Genomic DNA, 23877 nt, shown 5'->3' on the forward strand with positions numbered 1-23877 from the left:
CGAGCGCGCGGCGCCCCGGCGCGACGTCGCGCCCGTGGACGCCCTGTCGAGCCTGTACCAGGACGTCGCGCTCGATCAGGAGCCCCGGCCGCTGATCGTCGGCGAGCGCACGAACGCGAACGGGTCGAAGAAATTCCGCGAGCTGCAGGCCGCCGACGACCTGGACGGCATGGTCGCCATGGCGCTGGACCAGCAGCGCGAGGGGGCCCACGCCCTGGATGTCTGCGTGGCCTACGTGGGACGCGACGAGGCGGCGGACATGGCGGCGTTCACGTCGCGCCTGAACACCGAGGCCCAGCTGCCGCTGATGATCGATTCGACCGAGACGGCGGCCGTCGCCGTGGCCCTGGAACGTCTCGCGGGCCGCAGCATCGTCAACTCGGTCAACCTAGAGGACGGCCCGGAGCGCGCGCGCCAGGTGCTGGCGATGTGCCGCGACCACGGCGCGGCGGTCATCGCCCTCTGCATCGACGAAGAGGGCATGGCCCAGACGCCGGAGCGCAAGCTGGCGGTGGCGCGGCGGCTGGTCGCGCTGGCCGCCGAATACGGCCTCGCGCCGTCGGACATGCTCTTCGACGCGCTCACCTTCACACTGGCCAGCGGCGACCTGGACTACGCCGCGAGCGCCCTGGCGACCCTCGAGGGCATCCGCCTGATCAAGGCCGGGATTCCCGGCGCGCGGACGGTGCTGGGCGTGAGCAACGTGAGCTTCGGCCTGAAACCCAGGGTGCGGTGCGTGCTGAACAGCGTGTTCCTGCAACGGGCGCTGGACGCGGGTCTGGACGCGGCCATCATGCACGCCGGGAAGATCCTGGGCGCCGGCGAGGTGCCCGCCGGGCTGCGCGACGCCTGCGAGCGGCTGATCGACGGCGACGCGTCAGCCCTGACGGTGCTGCTGGAATCCGAGGGCGTGGCGGCCAGGCGAACGGTGGCCGCGGATCTGTCCGTAGAGGCTCGGTTGCGGGAGCGGATCATCGCGGGCGACGGCGCCGGACTGGAGGCCGACCTGGACGAGGCGCTCGGCAAGTACGACCCGCTGGCGATCATCAACGATCTCCTGCTGTCGGGCATGCAGGCCGTGGGCGAGCTGTTCGGCGCCGGCCGCCTGCAGCTGCCCTTCGTCCTGAAGAGCGCGGAGACGATGAAGGCGGCGGTGCGGCACCTGGAGCCGCACATGGAGCGGGCGGATGCCTTGGCCCGCGGCCGCTTCGTCATCGCCACCGTGCGGGGCGACGTGCACGACATCGGCAAGAACCTCGTGGACATCATCCTCACGAACAACGGCTTCAGCGTGGACAACCTGGGCATCAAGGTGCCGGTGGAACAGCTGATCGGGGTGATCGAGCGAGATGCGCCGGACCTGGTGGGCCTGAGCGGCCTGCTGGTGAAATCCACGCTGGTGATGCGCGACAATCTGGAGGCCTTCAACGCGGCCGGCATCGACGTGCCGGTCGTGCTCGGCGGCGCGGCCCTGACCCGCAAGTACGTGGAGAGCGACCTGCGAAAGGTCTACAACGGCCCGGTCTACTACGCGCGCGACGCCTTCGACGGCCTGGCCCTGGCGGGTGCGGTATGCCGGGGGGAGGCGCCGGCGGCGGAGGTGCGGAAGGAGGGCGGCGCGGGGCCGAAAATCGAGATAGTTGACGGGTCAAATATTGACGCGTCAACCATCTCAGAAATCGAGCCCATCGACGTGCCGTCCCCGCCCTCCTGGGGCGCCCGCGTCACCGCGGACATCGATCTGGACGAGGTCTGGCGGCTGCTCAACCGCGCCGCCCTGGTCAAGGGCCGCTGGGGCTACACCCGTGCCGGGCTGTCGCGCCGGGACTACGACCGCCTGTCCCGCGAGGAGATCGAGCCGGCGCTCGCCCGGCTGAAGGCGTCAGCCCGCGCGGATGGGTGGCTGCAGCCCGCGGCCGTCCACGGCTGGTTCCCGGCCGCGCGCGACGGCGATACGCTCCTGATCTGGGACACGTCCGCCGACGCCGACCCGCGCTGGCGGCTGGAGTTCCCGCGGCAGGCGCAGTCCCCCGGACGCTGCCTGACGGACCACTTCCGTCCGGCCGCCGCCGGCCGCGACGTGCTCGGCGCGATGGCCGTCACCATGGGCGCCGCCGCCACCGCCCGCTGCCGTGCGCTCTTCGCCGGCGACGACTACCGAGAATACCTGCTGACCCACGGCTTCGCGGTGGAGAGCGCCGAGGCCCTGGCCGAGCTCGTACACGCCCGCATGCGCGCCGAGCTGGGTATCGCGGCGGACGACGATCCCGACCCCGCGGGGCTGATCAAGGGCCGCTACCGCGGCTGCCGGTACTCGTTCGGATACCCGGCCTGCCCCGAACTGGACGACCAGCGCGTGCTGGCCGAGATGCTGGACTGGGGGCGGATCGGCATCGCGCTGACCGAGGAATGCCAGCTCGACCCGGAGCAGAGCGTCAGCGCGCTGGTGGTACATCATCCGGAGGCGGGGTATTTCGCGGTGTAGGATGGTAGATACCAGACATTTATAGTATTATATCAACTCGTAACGCGATCTTCCCGAATTCGAACGGAGGCCCGGCAATGAAGTTGTCAATGCGGTACATCCCGGTGGTCATGCTCATCGCCTTCGCGGCCGTCAACGCCGACATATTCAACGCGAACCTCACCGCGTCGGAGCCGATGTTCTCCTATACGTTCACTATCGTGGGCCACTATCCCTTTTTCTGCATCCCGCATTACGGACTCGACATGTTCGGGAATATCCACGTGGAAACCGGCGCAGCAAACGACGCATCCACCTGGAGCGCCGTGAAGCGTCTCTATGCATGATCCGCAAGCCCCCCGCCCCTAATCCGGGCGAGATGAAGCCCGGGGCGGAGGCATTCCCTGTGCGGTTCGGAGCCGATTCTGGAGGGATCGATCCGGCGGTCAGCCCAGCAGCTCTCCCGAGAACTCGCTGGCGTTGCGCACGAAGATAGTCGTGTTCAGGCCGCTGGCCAGCTCGATCAGGCGGTCGACGCTCTCGGCCTCGGCCCCGGGCTCGGGAATCATCAGGCCCAGGAAGGTCATGTCCGCCTTGCGGCTGTGCTGGTGGATGACCTCGGCCACGGTCTGGTCGGCCGGCTTGACCACGACCTCGGCCTCGGCGGGGATGCGGATCTCGGTCACGAGCCTGGTCAGCTCGGCGGCCCGGGCCTCGCTCTGGTTCGGATCCAGGATGATCGAACGGATCACCACGCGCGCGTCCCGCCACTGGGGGTTCATCATCATCAGGTGCGTCAGCAGCAGCATCAGGTCGCCGTTGTACTGCTTGCCCCGCCACCAGATGTCGATGCGTCTTTCCTGGCCCGGTTCGTGGGCCCAGTTCAGCCGGGCGATGATGGTGCTCTTCTTCAGGCGCGCCACCGAGCGCATGATCCGCAGCAGCCGTTCCTGGCGGTCGCGCTTGTCGGGCCAGCCGAACATCACCGTGTTGGACTGCAGGCCCGCGATGCCGTTGGCCTGGGCCACGCTGATCGCCCCGCTCTCGAAATCGGAGACGATGTTGACCTCGCTGAAGATCTGGAGCCCCTCCTGCTCGAGATCCGCGTCCATTTCCGCGTGCAGCCGGTCCACCTCGGGGGCCAGCTGGTCCAGATCCCCCTCTACCAGCCGGCAAGCCGTGACGATGCCCCGGTTCTGGTTGAACCAGTTGGCCAGGCGGACCAGGCCGATCCGCTTGGTCGTGTCCCCGACGAAGAGCAGGATGTGCGGCCGCCAGTTGCGCGGATCCTTCGCGTGCGTGCGCAGCTGCAGCAGGGCCACCCGCGTCAGGGCCACCCACAGCCCCGCCCGCACGTCGCCCCAGCGTTTCTGCATGGACCGGCTGCGCAAGAAGAGGTACAGGGCCAGCTCGAGGGTCAGGGCCGCGACGCAGGCCACGGGGCTGATCAGGAACATGACCACCACGGCCCCCAGCGAGCCCAGCAGGGAGACGAACCAGGGCACCCTGATGGTCGGACGGAAGGAGGGATCGCCGGCCAGCTTTTCGAAGGCCGCACTGAGGTTGATCGTCACATAGAGGGTCAAAAACAGGATGGTGACGAACTTGGCCACGTCGTTCAGCCCGCCCAGCAGGACCGCGGCCAGGGCGATGGCCCCGCTGACCCAGGTCGCCACCATGGGCTGACCGGTGCGCGACAGGCGGGCCATGATGCCCGGAGCGAGGCCGTCCGTGGCCAGGGCCTGCAACACGCGCGGCCCACCCAGGGCGCTGCCGAAGGCCGAGGACAGGATGGCTCCCCACAGTCCCGGGTACACCAGCCAGGCCCCCAGCACGGCCACCTGCGTCCAGGCGCCGATGCCGGCGGAGGCCAGATCCGCGGGGCCCAGGCGCCGGGTCGTCGCCAGCAGGACCGGCACGATCAGGTAGACCAGGGTCCCGGTCAGGACGGCCAGCAAGGTGCCACGGGGAATGGACCGCTGCGGATCCTTCAGATCGCCGCTCATGCCGATGCCGGCCGTGAATCCCGTCACGGCCGGGAAGAACACCGCGAACACGAACCAGAACCCCGCCGGGGCGGTCCTGTAGGTCGGCAGCCATTCCGGAGCCCGCAGCCCGCCGGTGCCCACGCCGACGGCCAGGGCAACCAGCGAGAGTGCCACCGCGATCATGATCGGTATCTGGAGTTTGAGGGCCACGACGGCGCTCCTGCCCGAAACGGCCGTGGTGGCGATCACGATGCCCGCGGCCAGTATCTGTATCAGGGCCGGGGAGAGCTCCTGGCCGGCGGGGGTGACCAGAGAGACGATGGATTCGGCCAGACCGAAACTGTAGAAGGTGATGCTCAGGGTCCGGCACAGGAAGAGGGGAATGCCGATGGCTCCGCCCAGCTCGATGCCCAGGCTCCGGGAAATCAGGAAATATTCGCCGCCGACCCCGACCCGCATGTTCGTGGCCAGGGCTGACGCGCTCAAGCCCGTGATGAGGGTGATGCTGCTGGCGATGAGCACCACCACGATGGTGATGCCGAGTCCCAGATTGCCGAGCACCCAGCCGAAGCGCAAATACATGATCAAGCCGAGGATGGTCAGGGTGCTCGGTGTGTAGACGCCGAGAAAGGTCCCGAACTTGGGGGCCGGACCGCCAGATCCCGCGCTCTGCGCAGCAAATTTCATGGAGTGAGGCTAGCAGATGCCCCTGCGGGAGACAACGGTTCACGTGTGTCCGGAAAACCCTGTCCGGCCCCGAATCCGACGAAACCAGGGCGCAATCCGCGGATCCTGCGCCGTCTCGTGGAATTGGTCGACAGCCGGGAGGGTCGACGGGGGCGTCGACCCTGTAACGTCCGGAGACGCGGCCCCGGAGGCGCGGCGCTTCACCACCGCGGCCGGTAGGTCGCCCGCAGGTGGAACTCGCGGGAGGGGCCGGGCAGGGGCGCGTGGTAGCCGCTGTAGGGCTGCACGAAGACGTGGTTCTCCCCGAGCAGGTCGTGCACGCCGATGCCGCAATCCAGTCCGGCGATCACGAAGTCTTCGGCCCTCAGCCAGATGTTGGCGAGCGCCTCGGCCGTGAACGTGCTCACGACGAGATCGTCGTTCTCGTCCACGCCGTCGAAGCCGTACCGCTTGCTGAAACAGGTGATGGTGGAGCCGAGGCTGTATCCGCCTCCCAGGTCGATCGTGCCGAACAGGTTGACCTTGTGTGCGGGGAAGGCGAGGAGCACGTGGTCCCGCCCCGGCACGACGTAGTCGGCCACGAGGTTCTCGCGGTTCCGGTAGTACGAGTAGTTGGCGCCCAGGCTGCCCCCCGCGGTCTGGAAGCGGTACTCGATCTCCAGACCCCGGTTGGCCACCTGGTCGAAGTTGTTGTAGCCCTCGGTCTCGGTGTCCACGTCGTAGTAGAAGACGATGACGTCGTCGATCGCGATGTCGAAGACGTTCGCGGTGAGAATGCTGCGCCGGGTCAGCTTGTATCCCGTCTCGACCTCGATGACGCGGGTCTTCTCGGGCCGGAGGGCGTCGTTGTAATCCAGGCCCATGATCGAGGGCGCCCGGAACGCCTTGCTCAGGAGCAGCTTGGCGTGGAAGCCGCCCGAAACCCGCGTATAGGCGGCGCGCGGGACGAACGACGTGCCGAAAGCACAGTGATCCTCGAGGCGCGCCCCGACGGTGAAGTTGCCGGCGCCGGTCCTGAACATGGCCTGGGCGAAGCCGGCGATGTTGTGGTACTTGACCTCTGTGCCGCCGTCGCTGAAGACGTACCGCAGCGAAACCGGCTCGCCGGGGGTGCCGCCCGCGCGATCCTCCATGTACTCGCCGCCCAAGGAGAGGTCGAAAGTGTCGCTGTGGCGATAACGGGCCGTCGCCCTGGCCGTCAAGCGCTCGGCGAGAATGGCGAAGTAGTCGTCGTTTTCGAGCACGTCGGCCGAGACGTCATCGACGTGCCAGGGCGTCTGCCGCTTGTACGACAGCTCCGGGGTCACCGTCACGCCGCCGCCCAGCTCCTGTTCGAGGCTCAGCGAGGCCGACAGTGTCGTGAAGTCGCATCGGACCGGGCGGGTGAACGCCTCGTCGTAGAAATCCCGGCTCGTGGTGCTGTAGCGGTCGTAGAGGACGCGGGCCTGGAGGTTCCTGTAGGCGAGGCCGAAGTTCAGCTGCAGCGGATCCAGTTCGGCGTTGTCCTTCATCTCGTAGCTCGTGTCCCAGACGTCGCTGTAGACGCGATCGCTGCGCACGCCTTCTCCCAGGAGGCCGTGGACGGAGTAGTCCAGATCGCCGCGGCTGCGCCCCGTGGAGACGCTCAGCGAGCGGCGGGCCTCGCTGTCCACCAAGCGGCCGTAATCCAACGTCGCGCGCGTGCCATCGATGTCCGCGCCGTTGCTGGTGATGACCTTGATCACGCCGAGCTCTGCGTATCCGCCGTACATGGCCGAACCCGGGCCGCGTATGATCTCGATCCGCTCGATGGAGTCCAGGGGGTAGTGGTTGCCGAACTGGAGGTTCGAGTAGAGCGTCTCGTTCATCTCCTGTCCGTCGATCAGCAGCAGGATCTTGCCCTCGTGGCCCCAGAGGCCGCGGGTGCCGATCCCGACCACGCCCTGCACGTCGACGCCGAACTCGAAGCCCGGGACGCGCCGCAGCACGTCGAGCAGGTCCCGCGCGCCGGAGTCGAGGATCTCTTCGCGCGTGATCATCGTGACGATGCCCGGCGACTCGCGCGTCGTGAGCGTGCTCTTCGACGCGACGGTGATCTCCAGGTTCAGCAGCTCGTCCAGCGACATGTCGTAGATGCTCGACGCGTCGGGATCGGCTCGTGCCGGCGCGAGAGCGGCGGTCAGCCCGATCAATAGCACAGCCATCGTCATCGTTCTTGTCGGGTGCATCGCCCTCGTCCCTCCTGGTTCAGCGCTGTTCCGCCGCGGGGTGGCGGGTTGACTCGGCGCCTGTTTGCGCGATGGCATCGGAGCCGGCCTTGATCGGCTTCCGCCATCCGGTTCTCATCTTCGTCCCGATCCGGATCCGATGCCCGCAGGCATCGCGACGTTCCTGCCGCCGTCGCGAGGGCGGGGGGGCCTGTGCGCCCCGCCGTTCCGGCTGGCGGTTCTCGATTCCGAGTCCTGGCCGTTCAGTACCCTGACCAGGATCTCCACCAGCTTGTAGGTGTCGCTGGCCTCGTGGGAGAGCTGGCCCGCAGCGGTCGCCGACTCCTTGGCGCTGTCCGTGTTCGCGCCGGTGACGGCTTCGACGTTGTGTATCCCGGCGTTGATCCTGTTGACTCTCGTCGCCTGTTCGGAGCTCGCGTGGGCCACCTCGCCGATCAGCGTCGAGACCGATCCGATGCTCAGCACTATCTCCTCGAGCATTTTCCCGACCTCGCCCGCGACGTTGACGCCGTTCGCGGAGTTGATGCGCGAGACCTCGATCAGCTCCGCGGTGTCGCGGGCGGATTGGGCGCTGCGCTGCGCCAGGCTGCGCACCTCCTCCGCGACCACCGCGAACCCCCGGCCGGCCTCGCCGGCGCGGGCGGCCTCGACGGCCGCGTTCAGGGCCAGCAGGTTGGTCTGGAACGCGATCTCGTCGATGGTGCCGATGATTCTCGAAGTCTCGTTCGTCGACGCGCTAATGCGGGAGATGGCGGCCGCCATCCTCTTCATGGCCTCCAGGCCCCTGTTCGCGATCTCGCAGGCGGAGGCGGAGTTCTCGTTCGCGGTGCGGGCGCTGGCGGCGGTCTGTTCGGTGCTCGAGGTGACGTCGCCGAGGGAGTTCGCGATCTCCTGAAGCGTGGCGGCCTGTCTGTTGGCGCCGTCGGCCATGCCGTTGCTCGCCCTGGACATGTTCCGGGAGGCCTGCATGACGTTGCCGGCGCTCCTGGTCAGGCCGCGAATCACCCTGTAGAGCGGTCCGGTCACCGACCGGTTGACCAGGACGCCGATGGCGAGGGACAGCAGCAGGGTGATCGTTCCGGTAACCAGGGCGAAGACCCGGAAGGAGCGGGTGTTGGCGGTCACGTAACCCTTGTCGAAGTCGATCCGCAGATAACCCACGGTTTCCCCGTCCGCCCTCATGGGCGCGTATGCGGTCAGGAAACCGGATGATTCCTCCAGCACGATCTCGGCGATGTCCCGCGGGACGTCAGCGCCGTCCTCGGCCCGACGGTTGACGCCGTTCACGAAACCGCGCTCGGCGTCCAGCACCAGCACGGACCCGATGACGTTCTCCTCGCCCTCGTTGATCTTCAGGGATTCCAGCGACTGCTGCAGGGAGGCGCCGTCGTCGAGGACGGCGGCCTGGATGCCGAGGGCGAGGTTGTCCGCGAGCAGGGACGTCACATAGCGGGCGTCGCGTTTCATCAGCGTCATGCCGAACGATTTGGTCTTGGGCGGGAAGACCAGGATCATGCAGCTGACCATGATCGAGCTGATGACCACCGACAGGGCGATCAGCCTGAACCGGATGGATGACGAGAGCAGTCGATTCATGTCCCTCTACCTTCCGCGCCATGGCCGCAGGGGGCGCCCCTGGGCCGGAATTCGGGCGAGACGCATGTGGCGCCGCCGCGACGGATCATTCCGACCGTCACGACGACTCCCGTATGGCGGTCTCTTTGATCTTGTCCGCCACCTTCAGGATCGCCGGGTTCCAGTTGACGCCTTCCGCCCTGGCGGCCTCCATGTTCAGGAGGATCTTGGGCTTGCCTCCCTTGAGACCCACCCCGAGGCATACGCCGGCGGCTACTTGCGCCGGCAGACCCGTCACGCTGAGAATCCTGTGCATGCGGGTATAGGCTATGGCCGCGTCAGTCTTCGCCGCGTCGCCCACGTAGAGGATGTGGGGCGGGGATTCGGGCAGGTCGTCGCCGGCCTCGACGGACGAGATCGTCGCCGCGCCGGCGGCCATGCCCAGAACCTCGCGAAACTCCTCTGCGAAGGCGGGATCGCCCAGGACATAGACCGTGACGTCTCCCGCCAGGCCCTTGTGGAAGGCGAGGACCTTCGCGATCACGGCGGACCGCACGGTCACCGGAGCGATCTCGTAGTCGTCTGCCCGTGCGGGGGCCACGAGCGACAGGCACCCCCACATCGTCAGGATCGCCGCAACGAGGACGCGCGAACCCCTGCTGTACATCTATCTGCCCCCGGCATCGATTCGAGACGGCTGCGTTGCGCCCCGTGAGGCGCACTGCCGATCCATAGGTGTTGTCTGGGGATATATCGACCGATCGGCCGTATGGCTGAAGGAATGTTCGGATTGAACAGGAAAAATCCGTGCCGCCGATGAGGCACGGACGATGGATCCATCCTGTTATTATCGAGTGGGAACAGGATCGGCCGCGCCGCCGGACGGGCAGCGACCCCGGAACCGGGCGGCGGCGGCGATCATGAGCGCCCGGATCAGCCCCGCTTGGAGATCCGCCGCCTCCGTTGGGTGCCGCGACGCTGCGGGGGCGCGGTCATGCCGCCCCTGTGGTCGGAGCGCGAGAGGGCGGCCTTCTTCTCCGTGCTGCGGTAGCCCTGGTTCTGGGGGGAGAAGGAGCCGTAGTCGAAGCCTTCCAGGGTGCGCCGTTCGATCGCGGCGTGCAGCACCTTCTCGACCCGGTGCACCAGGGGCTCGTCGGCCTGGGTGGCCAGGGTGTAGGCGGTGCCGCTGCGCAGGGCGCGGCCCGTGCGGCCGATGCGGTGCGTGTAGGCGTCCACCGTCGACGGCATGTCGTAGTTGATGACGTGGGTCACGTCGGTGATGTCGATGCCGCGGGCCGCGATGTCGGTGGCCACCAGGATGTCGTAGCGGCCGTTGCGGAAACCGTCGATGGCCCGCTGGCGCTTGTTCTGGGGCATGTTGCCCTGCAGGGCGGAGACCCGGTGGCCCTGCTTCTCCAGGACCGTGGCCAGGCTGCGCGCGCGGTGCTTCGTCCGCGTGAAGATCAGGACGCGGCCCGACGCGTGGGATTTCAGCATCTTCTGCAGCAGGGGGCGGCGCAGGCTGTCGGTGACGGGGTAGAGGGCGTGCGAGACGGTCTCGGCCGGCGCCCGCGCGTCCACCTGTACGGTGATGGGATCCTTGAGCACCTGGTCCGCCAGGGTGCGGATGTAGCTCGGCATGGTGGCCGAGAAGAAGAGGTTCTGCCGCTTCTCGGGCAGCTTGGCGATGATGCGCCTGATGTCGGGCAAGAATCCCATGTCGAACATGTGGTCGGCCTCGTCCAGGACCAGCACCTCCAGGTGCGAGAGGTCGATGTCGCCGGAGAGCATGTGGTCGAGCAGTCGGCCCGGGCAGGCGACGACCAGTTCGACGCCCCGGCGCAAGGCATCGAGCTGGGGGTTCTTGCTCACGCCGCCGTAGAGGGTGACGCTGCGCAGGTCGGTCTCGCGGCCGAGCTTCTTGAAGTCGTCGTTGATCTGTTCGGCCAGCTCGCGCGTGGGGGCGATGATCAGGGCGCGCGGGTGGCCCAACTCGCCGTCTAGCAGCCGCTCGAGGATGGGCAGCGCGAAGGCGGCGGTCTTGCCGGTCCCGGTCTGCGCCAGGCCGAGCACGTCGTGCCCGCCGAGGATGGCGGGAATGGCCTCTTCCTGGATGGGGGTGGGGCGGGTGTACCCCGCCGCCTTGATCCCCGCTTCGATCCAGGGGTCGAAATCGAACTTGTTGAAACTCATCGAGTGATGCTCCTGACTCCGTTGAGCCAAGGTGCATTCTCTCAGCTCGTCGATGCATGGGGTCGGAAAAGGGTGGGATGACGTGTGTCTTCAGGTCGTCCTATGTGCCGGGGAAGATAGTATCTTATGCCCCGCTCCGCCACCGGAAGATAATATCCCTTCAATTCCCTAGTCCGCGTTCACGTCCACCAGCACCACTCCCTCCGAATTCCTCACCGTGATCGACGTCACGGGTTCCGTCAGCGTGCCGTTGGCCCGCAGGCGGCGCATGGGCGGATCCAGGGCCACCTCGACCGCGGTCGCGTCACCGTAGGAATCGCAGTCGCGTGTGTCCTGGGGACGGACCAGCACCCGCCCGAAGGTGTACTCGCGGGCGTAGATCCGGTAGGTGCCGGAGCAGCCGGCTTGACCGCTCTGCAGGATGTACCCCTCGTCCAGCGGGTCGCCGAGGTCGTACTCGTAGGCGAGCGACCATTCCCCGGTGAAGTCGTCGAGGGAGGCGTTGTCGTTGCAGAACGAGGGATCGAAGTAGGCGACACCCGGGCTGTCGGGCATGCCGCGCACGTAGTAGTAGCTCGCCAGGCGCCACATGCGGTAGCGGTCGTCCCGGGTGGCGGAGTTGCCGGGCGTGTAGCCGCCGGGGCCGGAATCGCACATCCGGCCGTTGAGGTCGACGATGACGCCGTTGTCCATGGCGCGACGCACCTGGTCGGCGAAGCTGCCGTAGCCCGACGACGTCCAGTCGTACGGCTTGTGGACCAGCTCCAGGGTCACGCCGCCGGCGGCCGTGTACTCGTTCTCCGACAGGTCGACCCAGTAGTACTGCGCCGGGTTGATCAGGATGAACTTGTTCCGGGCGCGCAGGGCGTCGCGCAGGTGGGCGAGCCAGCCGGTCACGACCTCGCTGTACCGCCGGTCGAGCTCGTTGTAGTTGCGGCCGGCCAGGTCCGGGTCCGAAGGACGCAGGCCGTCCAGCTCGCGCACCGCCCCGCCGGAGAGGATCCGGTTCTGGTTCAGGTAGAGCCCGCGCTTGAAGCCGGGGCTGTGCTCGTCCAGGAAGACGCCGTCGTAGTCGGCGCCCATCCTGTCCAGCAGGCGGGCCGTCTGCCAGCTCCTGAAGTCGTCGTCGACGGGGTCGAAGGCGTACCTGTACGAATCCCACATGTAGAGCCTGAGCCTGGATTCCGCGGCCGGCGGCGCGCCCGGCGGGCTGCCGGGGATGGTGACCGGCTGCCCGACGTCGTTGCCGGCCAGGTCCCGGTACTGGATCACGGTCTCCTCGGCGAAGTGCAGGTACGCGTCTTCCGGGGCCGGCAGCGTGCCTGATGACGACGTGATGGCCGTCAGGTCCAGGTCGTAACGGAATATCTCGACGTCGGGGTCGAAGTCCCGCACGCCGAGGTCCCCCTCGTTGATGTCCACATGATGCGCCAGCCACTCCTCAACGCTGCGCCGCTCGGCGCCGGCGGGTACACGGAAGTTCATGCCCCGGGTGAACGTGAGGACGTCGATGTGCCGGAACTGCCCCCGGCCCGCATGCAGGTCCGGCGGTGGATCGTCCGGCGGTGGATCGTCCGGCGGCGGATCGACGGGTGGTGGATCGACGGGTGGTGGATCGTCCGGCGGCGGATCGGCCGGCGGATTGGTCTGGTCGTCGGCCGGAACGTCCGGTTCCAGTCCGACGGTGTTGTCGGAGCAGGCGGACAGGACGATCAGGCCCAGGATGATGCTGATGATGAGAATGCGCGATCTTGTCATGCTGAGGGGGGTCTCCTTTGGGGAGAAATTTGAGCAATTGGCGTGCCGCGAAAAATCAAGGTATGGAATGTCCCATCATCGCGCAATGCGATCGTCCGTGACGGGCCGGCCCTTGTCCAGCCAGAAGACCGGGGGAGGCGACCATGCGGAAAGCCCGGTGATCGGCCTCGTGATGCTGCAAATGCCCCGCTCCGCCTTGACCTTGCCCGCTTCTGACGGCTACGCTCGCCCGACCGGGCGCCGGCTCTTCACCGGCCCCGTCACGACCTGCCGTCCCCGAATCCGATCGGAGCCGCCCCTTGCCGGAAGCCTTGCCGCGGGACCTGCGCATCGACGCCCTCAGGGGACTCTCCCTGCTGATGATCTCCACAAACCACGCGGCCTACCTGAGCGGCAACCACCTGCTGCGGGACTACTCCCTGCAGACGCTCACCCTGACCGATTGCGCCAACGTCTTCATCTTCATCTCCGGCTACGTGGCTGGACTGGTCTACGGCCGGGTTCTCGACGACGGCGGCTTCCGGGACGTCTTCCGCAAGGCCGCGCGTCGGGCCCGTCAGCTCTACGTCTGGCACGTGCTGGCCCTGGCGGTGACGGTCGCGATCGTGGGGGCGTTCCGGCTCGGCGGCGTGGGCGCGCTCGCGCAGGCCCGCCTCTCGCCCTTGTTCGTACGTCCGCTCGAGGCCGTCCCCGCTGCGCTCGGGCTGATCTACACGCCCTACGCCTTCGACGTGTTGCGCCTGTACATCCTTCTCCTGCTCGCCCTGCCCTTCTGGCTGTGGCTCCTGCGGCGGCGGCCCGTCGTGGCGCTGCTCGTCTCGGCGGGCCTGTACGCCGTGCCCCTCCTGTTCCCCGGGGCCGCCATCGTCGATTGGCCGGACGGACTACAGTGGTACTTCAATCCCCTGTCCTGGCAACTGCTGTTCTTCCTCGGCACGGCCCTGGCCCGGTGCGGATTGCCCGGACCGCAGCGGTTATGGCGCTCTCGCGGGTTGCTCGCGGCCTGCGGGTGCGTGGTCGTGGTGGGCGTGCTGGTGCGGACGGCCGCGCCGGCCGTGATGGCGGCCTGGGATCCCCGGGTCCCTTTCATCCACGACGATCTCGTGTGGGGGAAGCTGCCATGGACCGGCAAGCCCAACCTCGAGTTCACGCGGCTGGTCTACTTCGGCGCGCTGTCCCTCGTCGTGCTGCGGGTCCTGCCGCGCGCGCTCGGCCTGTGGCGCAGCCGGCTGGCCGCCCCCGTCGTCGCCTGCGGGCGGAAAGCCCTGCAGACCTACTGTCTGGGCTTGTGTCTGGTCTACCTGATCGCCGCGCTGACGCGGATCTGGGGCGACGGGAACGTCATGATCGCCGGTCTGACGGCGGCGGGCTGGGGGATCCAGATGCTGGCCGCGGTGGCGATGACCCGGCGCGGATCGCGCGCGGCGCCGGGGTGAGCCTATGCAGCTGCGACGTCGCGGGCCGGCTGGTACGGGTGCTGCGCGACGAGAGTTTCGAGACGATCGTCCTCGCTTCCGAGAACGAGGGAAGGCTACCCCGGGAGCCTTCCCTCTCGACAACTTCGATACGATACGATCCTATCTGACCAGGGTCATCCTCCTGGTCTGGCAGGTCTCATTCCCGACCTTCAATCGGTAGTAGTACACGCCGCTGCTTGCGGGACGCCCCTGCTCGTCGTAGCCGTCCCAGCGGATCTCGTGGACACCCGCCTCGCGTGGGCCGGATACGAGGATGCGGACGACGGCGCCGCGGCTGTCGAAGATCCCGAGCCGCAGGTCCCCCCTGGTTGCGAGCTCGAATCCGATGGTGGTGGCGGGGTTGAAGGGGTTGGGGTGATTCTGGGCCAGAACTGCCCCGAGCGGCAATCCGCCGGCTTCGCTGACGACGCCCGGCGATGCGGCCTCGCTCTCGTTGCCCGAGAAGTCGACGGTCGAAACCCGGTAGTGATTCCCCGGACTACCCGCGGGATCGTGCCAGCCCAGACCGGTGGTCATATGGAGCGGATATCCGGGATCGATGACGAAGTCGTGTGCGTCGCCCCTGTAGATCTTGAAATAGTCGAAATCCCCGTCGGGGCAGACTTCCCAGGACAGGTCGACACCGCCACCGCCCGAGTAGTCGGCGCTGAAACCCTGCGGGGCCTGGGGCACGAGGTTGTCCACCGAATAGCCGCTGTCCGGTGGAGTGTCGTAGTAGGTTCCCGCCGAGACGGTCATGGCCCTGACGAAAAAGACCGAGAATCTCATGCCGACGGTGATCGTGGAGTCGGCGACCGTCGGTATGATCGTCGAGTATGAAGCCTCCTCGAAGGCGGGCACGGTCAGCAGGAAATCCCAGTCACCGGGAGGATACGCCAGGACGACGTCGCCGGTGCTGGCGGATGCGTCGCTCTTCGAGCCGTCGTCGATGCGCCTGAAGATGGCATAGTCGGTAATAGGCTGGGAACTCCCCGGTGAGTCCATGGACGAGGCCTCCCAGGTGATCCGTACCTGGCGTCCCTGATCGTTGGGAAGATCCGCCACGGAGATGATCTCGAAAGAGTCGACCGGCTCGTCGACCGCGCGAATGATCCAGTCTCCGGTTAGTCCAAAGACACTGGATTCATACCAGGTGCTGCTGTAATCGAAGATGAAATTCCTGTTGGCGGTGATGCCGTCGTCGTCTCTGGACACCGAGGGCAGGCCGAAATGCGTGAATCCCAGGCCAATGCGGAAGGAGTCCGCGATCTGAATATCGTGGGCTGAAAGGTCGATCGACTGCAGGGCGTTCGATCCGGTGATCTGATAGTCGGCGGCGAAGAGCTCGATGCCCGGTTCGGTGGTGCCGGCGTCGTCGGCCCATACGTGCAGGCGAACGGTTTCGTTGGTGACTTGGCCGCCGAAGAGGAACAGCACACGCTTGAGCCTGCGCAGCCCCGTGACCGCAGGAGTCAACCTGGCTGCGGCGATCTCGCCGGGCGCGAACCCGGCCTGGAAATACTGATTCTGACCGGGCTCCCAGCTGTCGTTGCCCACAACCGACGACTCGTCGATGCAGGTGACCAGCACATCGGTCACGTTGCTGCCGGAAATGGCGCCCGAACCATTGGCGATGTAGCAATCCTGCGCCGTCGGTTCGCTCAGGACGGTCACGTCGTATGTAGAGCCCTCGGGAATCGGGGCGGGGAAAACGAAGGGTCCGTCCGCGCCGAAGATCAGATCGTCGCTGCCGTTGTTTTGCAGGACGAGGGCACCGTTCAGGTCCGTAATCGAGCCGCCCACGGTGTAGGAGGTGACGTCTGCCACGGTGGCGCGGATCACCCAGTCGCCGGGTACGCCCAGAAGACCGGCCTCGACCCAGCCCAAACCGTCGGCGTCGATGTAGTTCCGGTCGGGCACGATCCCGTCGTCATCCCGGCACACCGACGGATATCCTGAGTGCTGAAACTGTATGCCGACCCAGATACCGCCGTCCGCGTCGATACCCTGGCCGGTGAGATCCATGGATGAAAAAACGTCATTCGATCCCTGAACCAGATAGTCGTTGGTGAAGAGCAGGACACCCGGTGCGGCGCCGCCCGAGTCTCGCCAGATGTTCAGGGTGATGGTGACTTGGGTGGTGGCGCCGCCCAGGAGGAAGTGGACATCCTCTACGAGCTGCGGACCCGAGAGGGCGGGCGTGAGTCGGACCGCGGCGGTTTCCCCGGTCACGAATCCAGCCTGGAAATAGACCGTGCCGCCATCTTCGTAACCGTCGTTACGCAGTATCTCGGCCTGGGATTGGCTTGCGGTCAGAACCATTGAAAGCAGGACCGGGAACAGAAACATGTAGCGAGCCCCGGGTCTATTCAGCCCGGACGAGGCCATGGTTTGTCGCAAGCTATCCATCGATCATCCCTCCTCAAGCCACTTTGCCGGCCATTCGGGGAGCAATGCAGCCGGCTGGACACCGTGATAATATCACAGTCCATGATTCCGTATGGCTTGAATCACGCATCTCATTGTTGTGGTTGAAGTTGGTCGGGCGCGGCCTCAGGCTCTCGCCCCGCTCAACGCCCGTCCCGCCGCCTCGCGGCCGGAAGCGGTGAGCTGCACCCGCCCGGCGGAGCTCTCGACCAGGCCGCGCCGACGCGCTCCGTCCACGACCCTCGTCGTGAACGCGGGTGTCCAGCCCACGTGCTTGCCGTGGAGGTGCTCCACGCGCGACTCCTCGTCCTCGTCGTCGCCGCCCTCGTGTTGCAGCAGGTGGATGGCCAGCATGACGTGGGCGAACTCCCAGCGCTGGCGGCGGCGGCGGCTCAGCGCCGAGACCAGTCCGCGGCCGGGCGCCGCCAGGAACACGACCAGGAAAACGAAGCCGACGCCCACGGCCATGCAGCCGGCGATCGAGGCGTCGATCCAGACGGCCAGGCCGAAGCCCAGTCCCGCCGCCACGGCGCCGAGCAGTGCGGCCAGCGCCAGCAGCAGGCCCAGGCGGTCGGTCAACAGGTAGGCCGCCGCCGCGGGACCGATCATCAGCGCGACGACCAGGACCAGTCCCACCGCATCGAAAGCGCCGACGGCGGTCACCGACACGAGGGCCATCAGACCGTAGTGGATCGCCGCCGGCGCCAGCCCGAGCGAGGCGGCCAGGCCGGCGTCGAAGGTCGCCAGCTTCAGCTCCTTGAAGAAGCCCGCGACCGCCAGCAGGTTCAGCAGCGTCACGCCGCCCATCACCCAAAGATGTCGCGGGCCGAGGTCGGCCCCGCCGACGACGAAGCGGTCGAAGGGGGCGAACGCCAGCTCGCCCAGCAGCACGGCGTCCACGTCCAGGTGCACGTTGCCCGCATAGCGCGTGATCAACACGATGCCCACCGAGAAGAGCGCGGGGAAGACCAGGCCCATGGCCGCGTCCTCCTTCAGGCGCCGCGACTTCGTCAGCATCTCCACCAGCACGACCGTGAGCAGGCCCGTCAGGGCCGCCGCGATCACCAGCCAGGGGGAGGCGAGATCCTTCGTGACGAAGAAGGCCACCACGATGCCGGGCAGGATCGCGTGGCTGATGGCGTCCGAGAGCATGGCCAGACGCCGCAGCATCAGGAACACGCCGACCAGCGAGCACCCCGCCGCCGTGACCACGGCGATGGCGAGGATCTCCAGCTGCGGCGCGCTCACGACGCGTCCCCCGCCAGCTCGCGGCCGCGGACGACGCCGGCCTCGGTCAGTCGCCAGCGTCCGTCGGGATCGGCGACGGCGAGTCCCTGCCCGGCCAGTTGCCGCAGCCCCGCGCGCACGCCCGCGCTCTGGCTCATGGTGCGCAGCGCGTCGACGGCGTGGGGCGCCGCGGCGGGCTCGCGGTGCTGGGCGGCCAGGCGGTAGAGGTCGGCCAGGACGCTGTCGGCATGGAGCCGCCGCCTCTGCCGGCCGGTGCGCCACCGCGCGGCCAGCAGCCCGCGCCGGGGCGCGATCAGCAGCGAGAGCGCCGTGAGCGCCGTGACGACCAGGATGATGGTGGGCCCGGTCGGCAGCCTGGGCACCAGGCTCGATAGCATCGCGCCGCTCAGGCCGCTCGCCGCGCCGAAGGCTCCGGACAGGACGACGAGACGGCTCAGGCGATCGGTCCACTGGCGCGCCGCGGCGGCGGGCGCGACGATCATGGCGCTCATCAGCACCACGCCGACCGTCTGCAGGCCGATGACGATGGCGATCACCAGCAGGGTCGTCAGGATCACGTCGAGCCGGCGGACCGGGAGTCCCAGCGACCCCGCGAAGGAGGGGTCGAAGCTCAGCAGCTTGAACTCCTTCCACAGCACCGTCAGCACGATCAGGACCAGCGCGCCCAGGACGGACATGGTCGCCAGGTCGTCGCCCACCAGCGTCGCGGCCTGGCCGAAGAGGAAGCGGTCCAGTCCCGCCTGGCCGGCGCCGGCGCTGCGCTGCACGACCGACAGCAGCACCAGGCCCAGGCCGAAAAAGGTCGAGAGGACCAGACCCAGGGCGGTGTCGAGCTTGATGCGCGAGGTCCGCACCACGAGCATCACCAGCAGCGACGCCGCCCAGCCCGCCAGCGCCGCCCCGATCACGAGCACCAGCGGCGTCTTGGCGCCGGTGATCATGTAGGCCAGCACGATGCCGGGCAGCGCCGCGTGGCTCACGGCGTCGCCCAGCAGGCTCTGGCGCCGCAGCACGGCGAAGGCGCCCAGCGCGCCGGCCACCAGACCCAGCGCCGCCGAGCCCAGGGCCACCGTCCGCAGGGTGTAGTCTGTGACGAGATCGGTCAGCCAGGTCATGGCCGGATCCGCCCGTAGCCGTGGAACGCGTCGTGGGGGTCGGGGGCGGGCTCGGCCGGGGCCCGCCGCTGCAGGAAGTCCATGCGGCCGCCGTAGGCCAGCCCCAGGTTCTCCGTCGTGAAGACCTCGTCCACCGGACCTCAGGCGATGCGGCGCACGTTCAGCAGGGTGATCCAGTCGAAGTAGTCGCGCACGGTCTGCAGGTCGTGATGCACGACCACGACGGTACGTCCCTGGCCGCGTAGTTCCTTGAGCAGGTCGACGATGGCCCGCTCGGTGCGCGCGTCAACGCCCTGGAAGGGCTCGTCCATGAAGTAGACGCGCGCGTCCTGCACCAGCGCCCTGGCCAGGAACACCCGTTGCTGCTGGCCGCCGGAGAGCTGGCTGATCTGGCGGTTCTTGTACTCGGTCATGCCCACCTTCTCCAGGGCGGACAGGGCCTGCGCCCGCTCCCGCTTGCCGGGGCGCCTGATCCAGCCCAGGGCGCCATAGCGGCCCATCATGACCACGTCCAGGACGGTGGTGGGGAAGTCCCAGTCCACGCTGCCGCGCTGGGGCACGTAGCCCACCAGGTGCCGCTGCTGCGCGTAGAGCTTGCCGAGGATCTCCACGCGGCCGGCGGCCGGGGGCACCAGGCCGAGGATCGCCTTGATCAGCGTGGTCTTGCCCGCCCCGTTGGGCCCCATGATGGCCATGAGCTTGCCGGCCGGCACGTCCATGTCGATGTCCCAGAGGACAGGCAGTTCGCCGTAGGCCACGGTCAGGTCGGTCACGCTCACGGCTGGCGCGTCAGTGTTGCTCATGGGAGGCCTCTCCGCGCAGGGCGGCGGTGATGGTGTCCACGTTGTGCCGGACCATGCCCAGGTAGGTGCCGGCCGGCGTGCCTGGATCACCGAGAGCGTCGCTGTAGATCTCGCCGCCGATGATCACCTCTAAGCCGCGGGACCTCACCGCCTGGCGCACCGCCTCGATGGCCCGCGGCGAGACCGAAGATTCCACGAAGAGGGCGGGTATCCGGCGTTCGGCGATGAACGCGGCGAGGTCCTGGACGTCGGCGGTGCCCGCCTCGGTGGCGGTGCTGATGCCCTGCAGTCCGCGCACCTCGAGCCCGTAGGCGCGGCCCAGGTAGTTGAAGGCGTCGTGGGCGGTGACCAGGACGCGCTGCTGCGCGGGAACGCTCCGGAACCGCTCGAGGGCGTAGGCGTGCAGCGCGTCCAGCTCGGCCGCGTAGGCGGCGGCGCGCACGCGGTAACCGTCGGCGTGATCGGGATCCAGCTCGGCCAGCCTGGCGGCCACCGCCGCGACGGTCAGCCGCCACGACGACACGTCGAACCAGACGTGGGGATCGTGGGTCCCCTCGTACGCGCTCGGGGAGAGCAGCCGGTCCCCGGGGATCGCCTCGGCCACCGCGACGGTGGGCCTGCGCGCGCCCATCCTCTCGATCACCTCGCCCATCTTGGCTTCCAGGTGCAGGCCGTTGTAGAAGATGATGTCGGCGGTGCGCAGCCGCTCCACGTCGCCGGCGCTGGCCTTGTACAGGTGCGGGTCGATGCCGGGACCCATCAACGACGTGACCTTGACGCGGTCGCCGCCGATGTTGCGCACCAGGTCGGCCACCTGCCCGGTGGTCGCGACCACCTGGAGCCTGCCGTCGGATCGGTCCGTTTCGTTGCCCCCGCAGCCGCAGCCGGACAGCAGGAGCGTGCCGAACGCCAGTATCGCCAGTGATCCGCGGGTCATCGATGTGCCTCCTCGCATGGCCGCGCACAGTCTGTCATCATAACCGCGCGAACGCAATGATCGCGGTTCTACCCGGACGTGGCCGCCGTGCGCCCCGCCGAGCGGCCGGAGCGGTACGCCCGTCCGCCGACCGACGCGGATCGTTTCAGCCGACCGCGCAATGTGATGGGGGACAGATATATGGACGACTAAAAACCATTCAAGTTGCGTCTTAATTTATAATATGGTACAGTCCGAGGTGGTATCTAAAGCCGTCCTATTCCTCGACTAATCAATCAGCGAGAGGCGGCCGCCACTCGCCTCTTATCCATCTCTCTAGCCGGAGGTTTTTTCATGAACCACATGCCAAAGAAGAGCTGCATCGCGGTCCTGCTGCTGTTGACCGCTTTCGCGGCGCCCGGCCTGGGACAGAACCCCGCCATCGACTACCTCGGCTTCGCCTGGGAGACCGGCGGCTTTCTGCCCAGCGAATCCGGGGACATCCTCTGGATGACCGGTACCGCCGGGGCGATCGATCCCGTCTTCGGCATCGATCTCGGCGTCCAAGAGGTGACCTTCTACATGTACGACCTGGTCAGCCAGGGCGAGGTGAACGTCGGCGGCAACAACGTGATGATCAACTACGCCGGGGGCTACCTCGACATCTACCGCGACGCCGCCATGAACGCTGACTGGGGCGTGTATCCGCCCAACGCCACCTCGCCGGGCACCTTCGTGGACGGCACGCTCATGTTCAGGGGGGCCTTCACCTACCTGACCGTGTTCGTGAACCTGGTCGGGAACGGCGCCTACGAGGGTGCGCTGGACGGCATCGACGGCGAGATCCTCAGCGAGGTCTGCTACGACTGCGCCTACACCTGGGGCGGCACCTTCCTCAAGGGGACCGGCGCGCAGATACCCGACGGCTACGACCTCCAGGTCGACGGTCTGTTCGAGCTGGACGGCGCGATCGCCGACGAGATTTCCACCTGGGGCGGCGTGAAGTCCCTCTACGGCAACTAGGTCGACCGACACTACGGAGGTCATGCGATGAAGACCCGAATCCTGATTCTAATGATCGCCGCGATCGCGGTCACCTTGCCGGTCGCGGCCCAGGCCCAGCAACTCTTCGACTTTCTCGGCCAGGCGAACCTGCCCGCGGGCCAGGGCGGAACCCTGAGCATGTACAGCATCGTGAGCAACCCCGTCCCGGCGACCCCGCCGCTCCCGCTGGACTTCGACAGCTTCCAGTACACGCTGGTGATCGTCGATCTGGTGCTGGACGTGGACGGCGATCCGCAGGAGTACTCTGGCGGCACGATCACCATCTACGAGGACGCGGCCACCGCGGCCGACTACGCCTTCCCCGGCACCTTCGTCGACGGCACGGCGATCCTGATCGGCACCTTCGACTACCTGAACCGCTCCATGTTCACGGCCACGCTGGGTACGGCCAGCGGCCAGCTGGACTGGACCGGCGGCAGCATGGTGGACATGATCGCCCCTGACGACAGGCTGGACTGGCTGTTCTTCACGGGCATCAACGCGCTGGCGAGCCAGGTGGAACCCGGCTACGACGAGGCGTGGGACGGCAAGGTCGAGCCCGAACACCCGATCGTGCCCGGCGAGCAGATGAACTGGGGCGAGGTCAAGAACGCCTACTAGACGGGCGAACACACGGCAGGCCGAAGGCCCCGGAGCGGTCCGGGGCCTTTTCTCGTCCCTCGGGCGGAGCCGTCACCCGCGGCGCTGCCTGACCACCTCGAACATGGCGATGCCCGCCGCGACGGACGCGTTCAGCGAGTCCAGCCGGCCCGGCATGGGTATCGTGACCGCGAAGTCGCAGAGCTTGCGGATCAGCGGGCGGACCCCCTTCTCCTCGTTGCCGATCACCAGGCAGACGCCGCCGGTCATGTCCGTGGCGTGGACCGAGCTCCCGTCGTCCTTGACCGTGGCGTAGATCCATACGCCGGTATCCTTCAGCCTCTGCAGGAAGGTCGCCAGGTTGGTGACGATGCACACGTCCAGGTGGGCCAGTGCGCCGGCGGAGATCTTGGCGACGACGCCGGTCAGCGGCGCGCTGCGGTCGCGCGGCATCACGACGCCGTGCACGCCCGCCGCCGCCGTGCGCAGGATGGCGCCGAGGTTGTGGGGGTCCTGGATGCAGTCCAGGGCCAGCACGAACGGCGCGCCGGCCACGCCGCGGATCCTGGCGAGGAATTCCGTCTCGTCCATCGTCTCGGTGGGCTGCACGCGCGCGGCCACGCCCTGGTGATTGATCCGGCCCTCGCCGCAAATCTCGAGACCGGCCTCGAAGCGGACCTTCACGCCGGCGGCGTGCGCCCGATCGATGACGGCCTGCAGCTTCGCGCCGCCCTTGCCCCGGACCACGTAGATCTCGTCGATGGTGCGCGGCGCCCGTTCTAGCGTCTCGTTGACGGTGTGCAGTCCCCAGATCAGGTCTTCTGCGGCCTGCAGGCGCTTGCCCCTGCGCGTCTTGTCCGACATGGCTCGCCTTTCGTGCGTGCCGCGGGCGCCGTCTCGACGGGAGACGATACCATACCCCCCCGCCCGCCGTGAGTCTCGCTTGTATAAACAGAACGACTGCGGCGGGGTATTTGGCGCACCCGATTTCCCGCCCGCCCGGTCATCCGGGTCGAGATCAGTCTCGACGCGCAGCGCGATCCCGCCCGGCCCGTCCCGTCCCTCACCCAGACGGGCGCCTCCTCGCGTCCGGGCACGGAACCGACGGGGGCCGGCAATGCACCGCGCCGGCGCGGGCGCGACGGTTCGTCGGCAGGATGTCGCGCATCCGGTCGTGCGGAGGTGGAGGTGTTCCCGAGGACATGATCGTTTGTGTCCGCGCCGACACGCCGCCGCCGTGTGAGCCGCGTAACTCTAACCCGGATTATTCATGAATCTTAACTGACGAAAGCCTTCCGATCGGCTAAAGTTGTTTTACCACAAGCAACTACACCGCAAAGAAAGGCTTTCATCGTGTCCCATTCTACAGAACAGCCCGTTCTTTTTCCAGCCCTC

The 23877-nt window shown here is 67.6% G+C and carries 18 protein-coding genes; 5 read left to right on the plus strand and 13 right to left on the minus strand.

The window, feature by feature from the left end:
• The coding region (locus tag KJ554_12160) for a dihydropteroate synthase (GenBank protein ID MBU0743085.1) at positions 1-2485 on the plus strand (2485 nt) is incomplete at its 5' end.
• Positions 2486-2562: 77 nt separating this feature from the next.
• The gene (locus tag KJ554_12165) at positions 2563-2811 is read left to right on the plus strand and encodes a hypothetical protein (GenBank protein ID MBU0743086.1); all 249 of its coding nucleotides are present in this window, start codon (positions 2563-2565) and stop codon (positions 2809-2811) included.
• 99 nt (positions 2812-2910) lie between these two features.
• Here the strand turns inward: KJ554_12165 and KJ554_12170 are convergent, their stop codons facing one another.
• From KJ554_12170 to KJ554_12195, 6 genes are all read right to left on the minus strand, one after another.
• Complete coding sequence (locus tag KJ554_12170) at positions 2911-5139, minus strand: amino acid permease (protein ID MBU0743087.1); 2229 nt, start codon at positions 5137-5139, stop codon at positions 2911-2913.
• A 200-nt stretch (positions 5140-5339) separates the two neighbouring features.
• Entirely contained in the window at positions 5340-7322 is a 1983-nt protein-coding gene (locus KJ554_12175) for a TonB-dependent receptor plug domain-containing protein (protein ID MBU0743088.1), read from the minus strand.
• A gap of 138 nt (positions 7323-7460) precedes the next feature.
• Positions 7461-8942: a methyl-accepting chemotaxis protein gene (locus KJ554_12180; GenBank protein MBU0743089.1), complete on the minus strand. Its 1482-nt coding sequence runs from the start codon at positions 8940-8942 to the stop codon at positions 7461-7463.
• Positions 8943-9039: 97 nt separating this feature from the next.
• Positions 9040-9588 (minus strand): YfiR family protein, encoded by a 549-nt coding sequence (locus tag KJ554_12185; GenBank protein ID MBU0743090.1) that lies wholly within the window; start codon positions 9586-9588, stop codon positions 9040-9042.
• A gap of 266 nt (positions 9589-9854) precedes the next feature.
• Complete coding sequence (locus KJ554_12190; GenBank protein ID MBU0743091.1) at positions 9855-11114, minus strand: DEAD/DEAH box helicase; 1260 nt, start codon at positions 11112-11114, stop codon at positions 9855-9857.
• A 168-nt stretch (positions 11115-11282) separates the two neighbouring features.
• Entirely contained in the window at positions 11283-12872 is a 1590-nt protein-coding gene (locus KJ554_12195) for a hypothetical protein (GenBank protein ID MBU0743092.1), read from the minus strand.
• A gap of 299 nt (positions 12873-13171) precedes the next feature.
• Here KJ554_12195 and KJ554_12200 point away from each other — a divergent pair, with 299 nt between their 5' ends.
• Positions 13172-14308 (plus strand): OpgC domain-containing protein, encoded by a 1137-nt coding sequence (locus tag KJ554_12200; GenBank protein MBU0743093.1) that lies wholly within the window; start codon positions 13172-13174, stop codon positions 14306-14308.
• Between the two features lie 141 nt (positions 14309-14449).
• Here KJ554_12200 and KJ554_12205 read toward each other — a convergent pair whose 3' ends face one another.
• The 6 genes from KJ554_12205 to KJ554_12230 form a co-directional block, all read right to left on the minus strand.
• Complete coding sequence (locus tag KJ554_12205; protein ID MBU0743094.1) at positions 14450-16651, minus strand: hypothetical protein; 2202 nt, start codon at positions 16649-16651, stop codon at positions 14450-14452.
• A 231-nt stretch (positions 16652-16882) separates the two neighbouring features.
• On the minus strand, positions 16883-18004 hold the full coding sequence (locus KJ554_12210; GenBank protein ID MBU0743095.1) for a metal ABC transporter permease: 1122 nt from the start codon (positions 18002-18004) through the stop codon (positions 16883-16885).
• Complete coding sequence (locus KJ554_12215; GenBank protein ID MBU0743096.1) at positions 18001-19119, minus strand: metal ABC transporter permease; 1119 nt, start codon at positions 19117-19119, stop codon at positions 18001-18003. The genes KJ554_12210 and KJ554_12215 overlap by 4 nt, the downstream gene beginning before the upstream one ends.
• Positions 19116-19253, minus strand: coding sequence for a hypothetical protein (locus KJ554_12220; protein ID MBU0743097.1), 138 nt, complete (start codon positions 19251-19253; stop codon positions 19116-19118). Before KJ554_12220 ends, KJ554_12215 begins: the two co-directional genes overlap by 4 nt.
• A 6-nt stretch (positions 19254-19259) precedes the next feature.
• Positions 19260-19922 (minus strand): ABC transporter ATP-binding protein, encoded by a 663-nt coding sequence (locus KJ554_12225; protein ID MBU0743098.1) that lies wholly within the window; start codon positions 19920-19922, stop codon positions 19260-19262.
• Complete coding sequence (locus KJ554_12230) at positions 19909-20859, minus strand: zinc ABC transporter substrate-binding protein (protein ID MBU0743099.1); 951 nt, start codon at positions 20857-20859, stop codon at positions 19909-19911. The genes KJ554_12225 and KJ554_12230 overlap by 14 nt, the downstream gene beginning before the upstream one ends.
• Positions 20860-21192: 333 nt before the next feature.
• On the opposite strand from KJ554_12230, the gene KJ554_12235 reads away from it, so the two are divergent.
• Both KJ554_12235 and KJ554_12240 read left to right on the plus strand, forming a co-directional pair.
• Positions 21193-21861, plus strand: a complete 669-nt coding sequence (locus tag KJ554_12235; protein MBU0743100.1) for a hypothetical protein — start codon at positions 21193-21195, stop codon at positions 21859-21861.
• 27 nt (positions 21862-21888) lie between these two features.
• Positions 21889-22503 carry a hypothetical protein gene (locus KJ554_12240; protein MBU0743101.1) on the plus strand — a complete coding sequence of 205 codons (615 nt, stop codon included), beginning with the start codon at positions 21889-21891 and terminating at the stop codon, positions 22501-22503.
• A gap of 72 nt (positions 22504-22575) precedes the next feature.
• Here KJ554_12240 and rlmB read toward each other — a convergent pair whose 3' ends face one another.
• The gene (rlmB, locus tag KJ554_12245; GenBank protein ID MBU0743102.1) at positions 22576-23346 is read right to left on the minus strand and encodes a 23S rRNA (guanosine(2251)-2'-O)-methyltransferase RlmB; all 771 of its coding nucleotides are present in this window, start codon (positions 23344-23346) and stop codon (positions 22576-22578) included.
• Positions 23347-23877 lie beyond the last annotated feature (531 nt).

The organism is bacterium (assembly GCA_018814885.1).
Lineage (GTDB): Bacteria > Krumholzibacteriota > Krumholzibacteriia > LZORAL124-64-63 > LZORAL124-64-63 > JAHIYU01.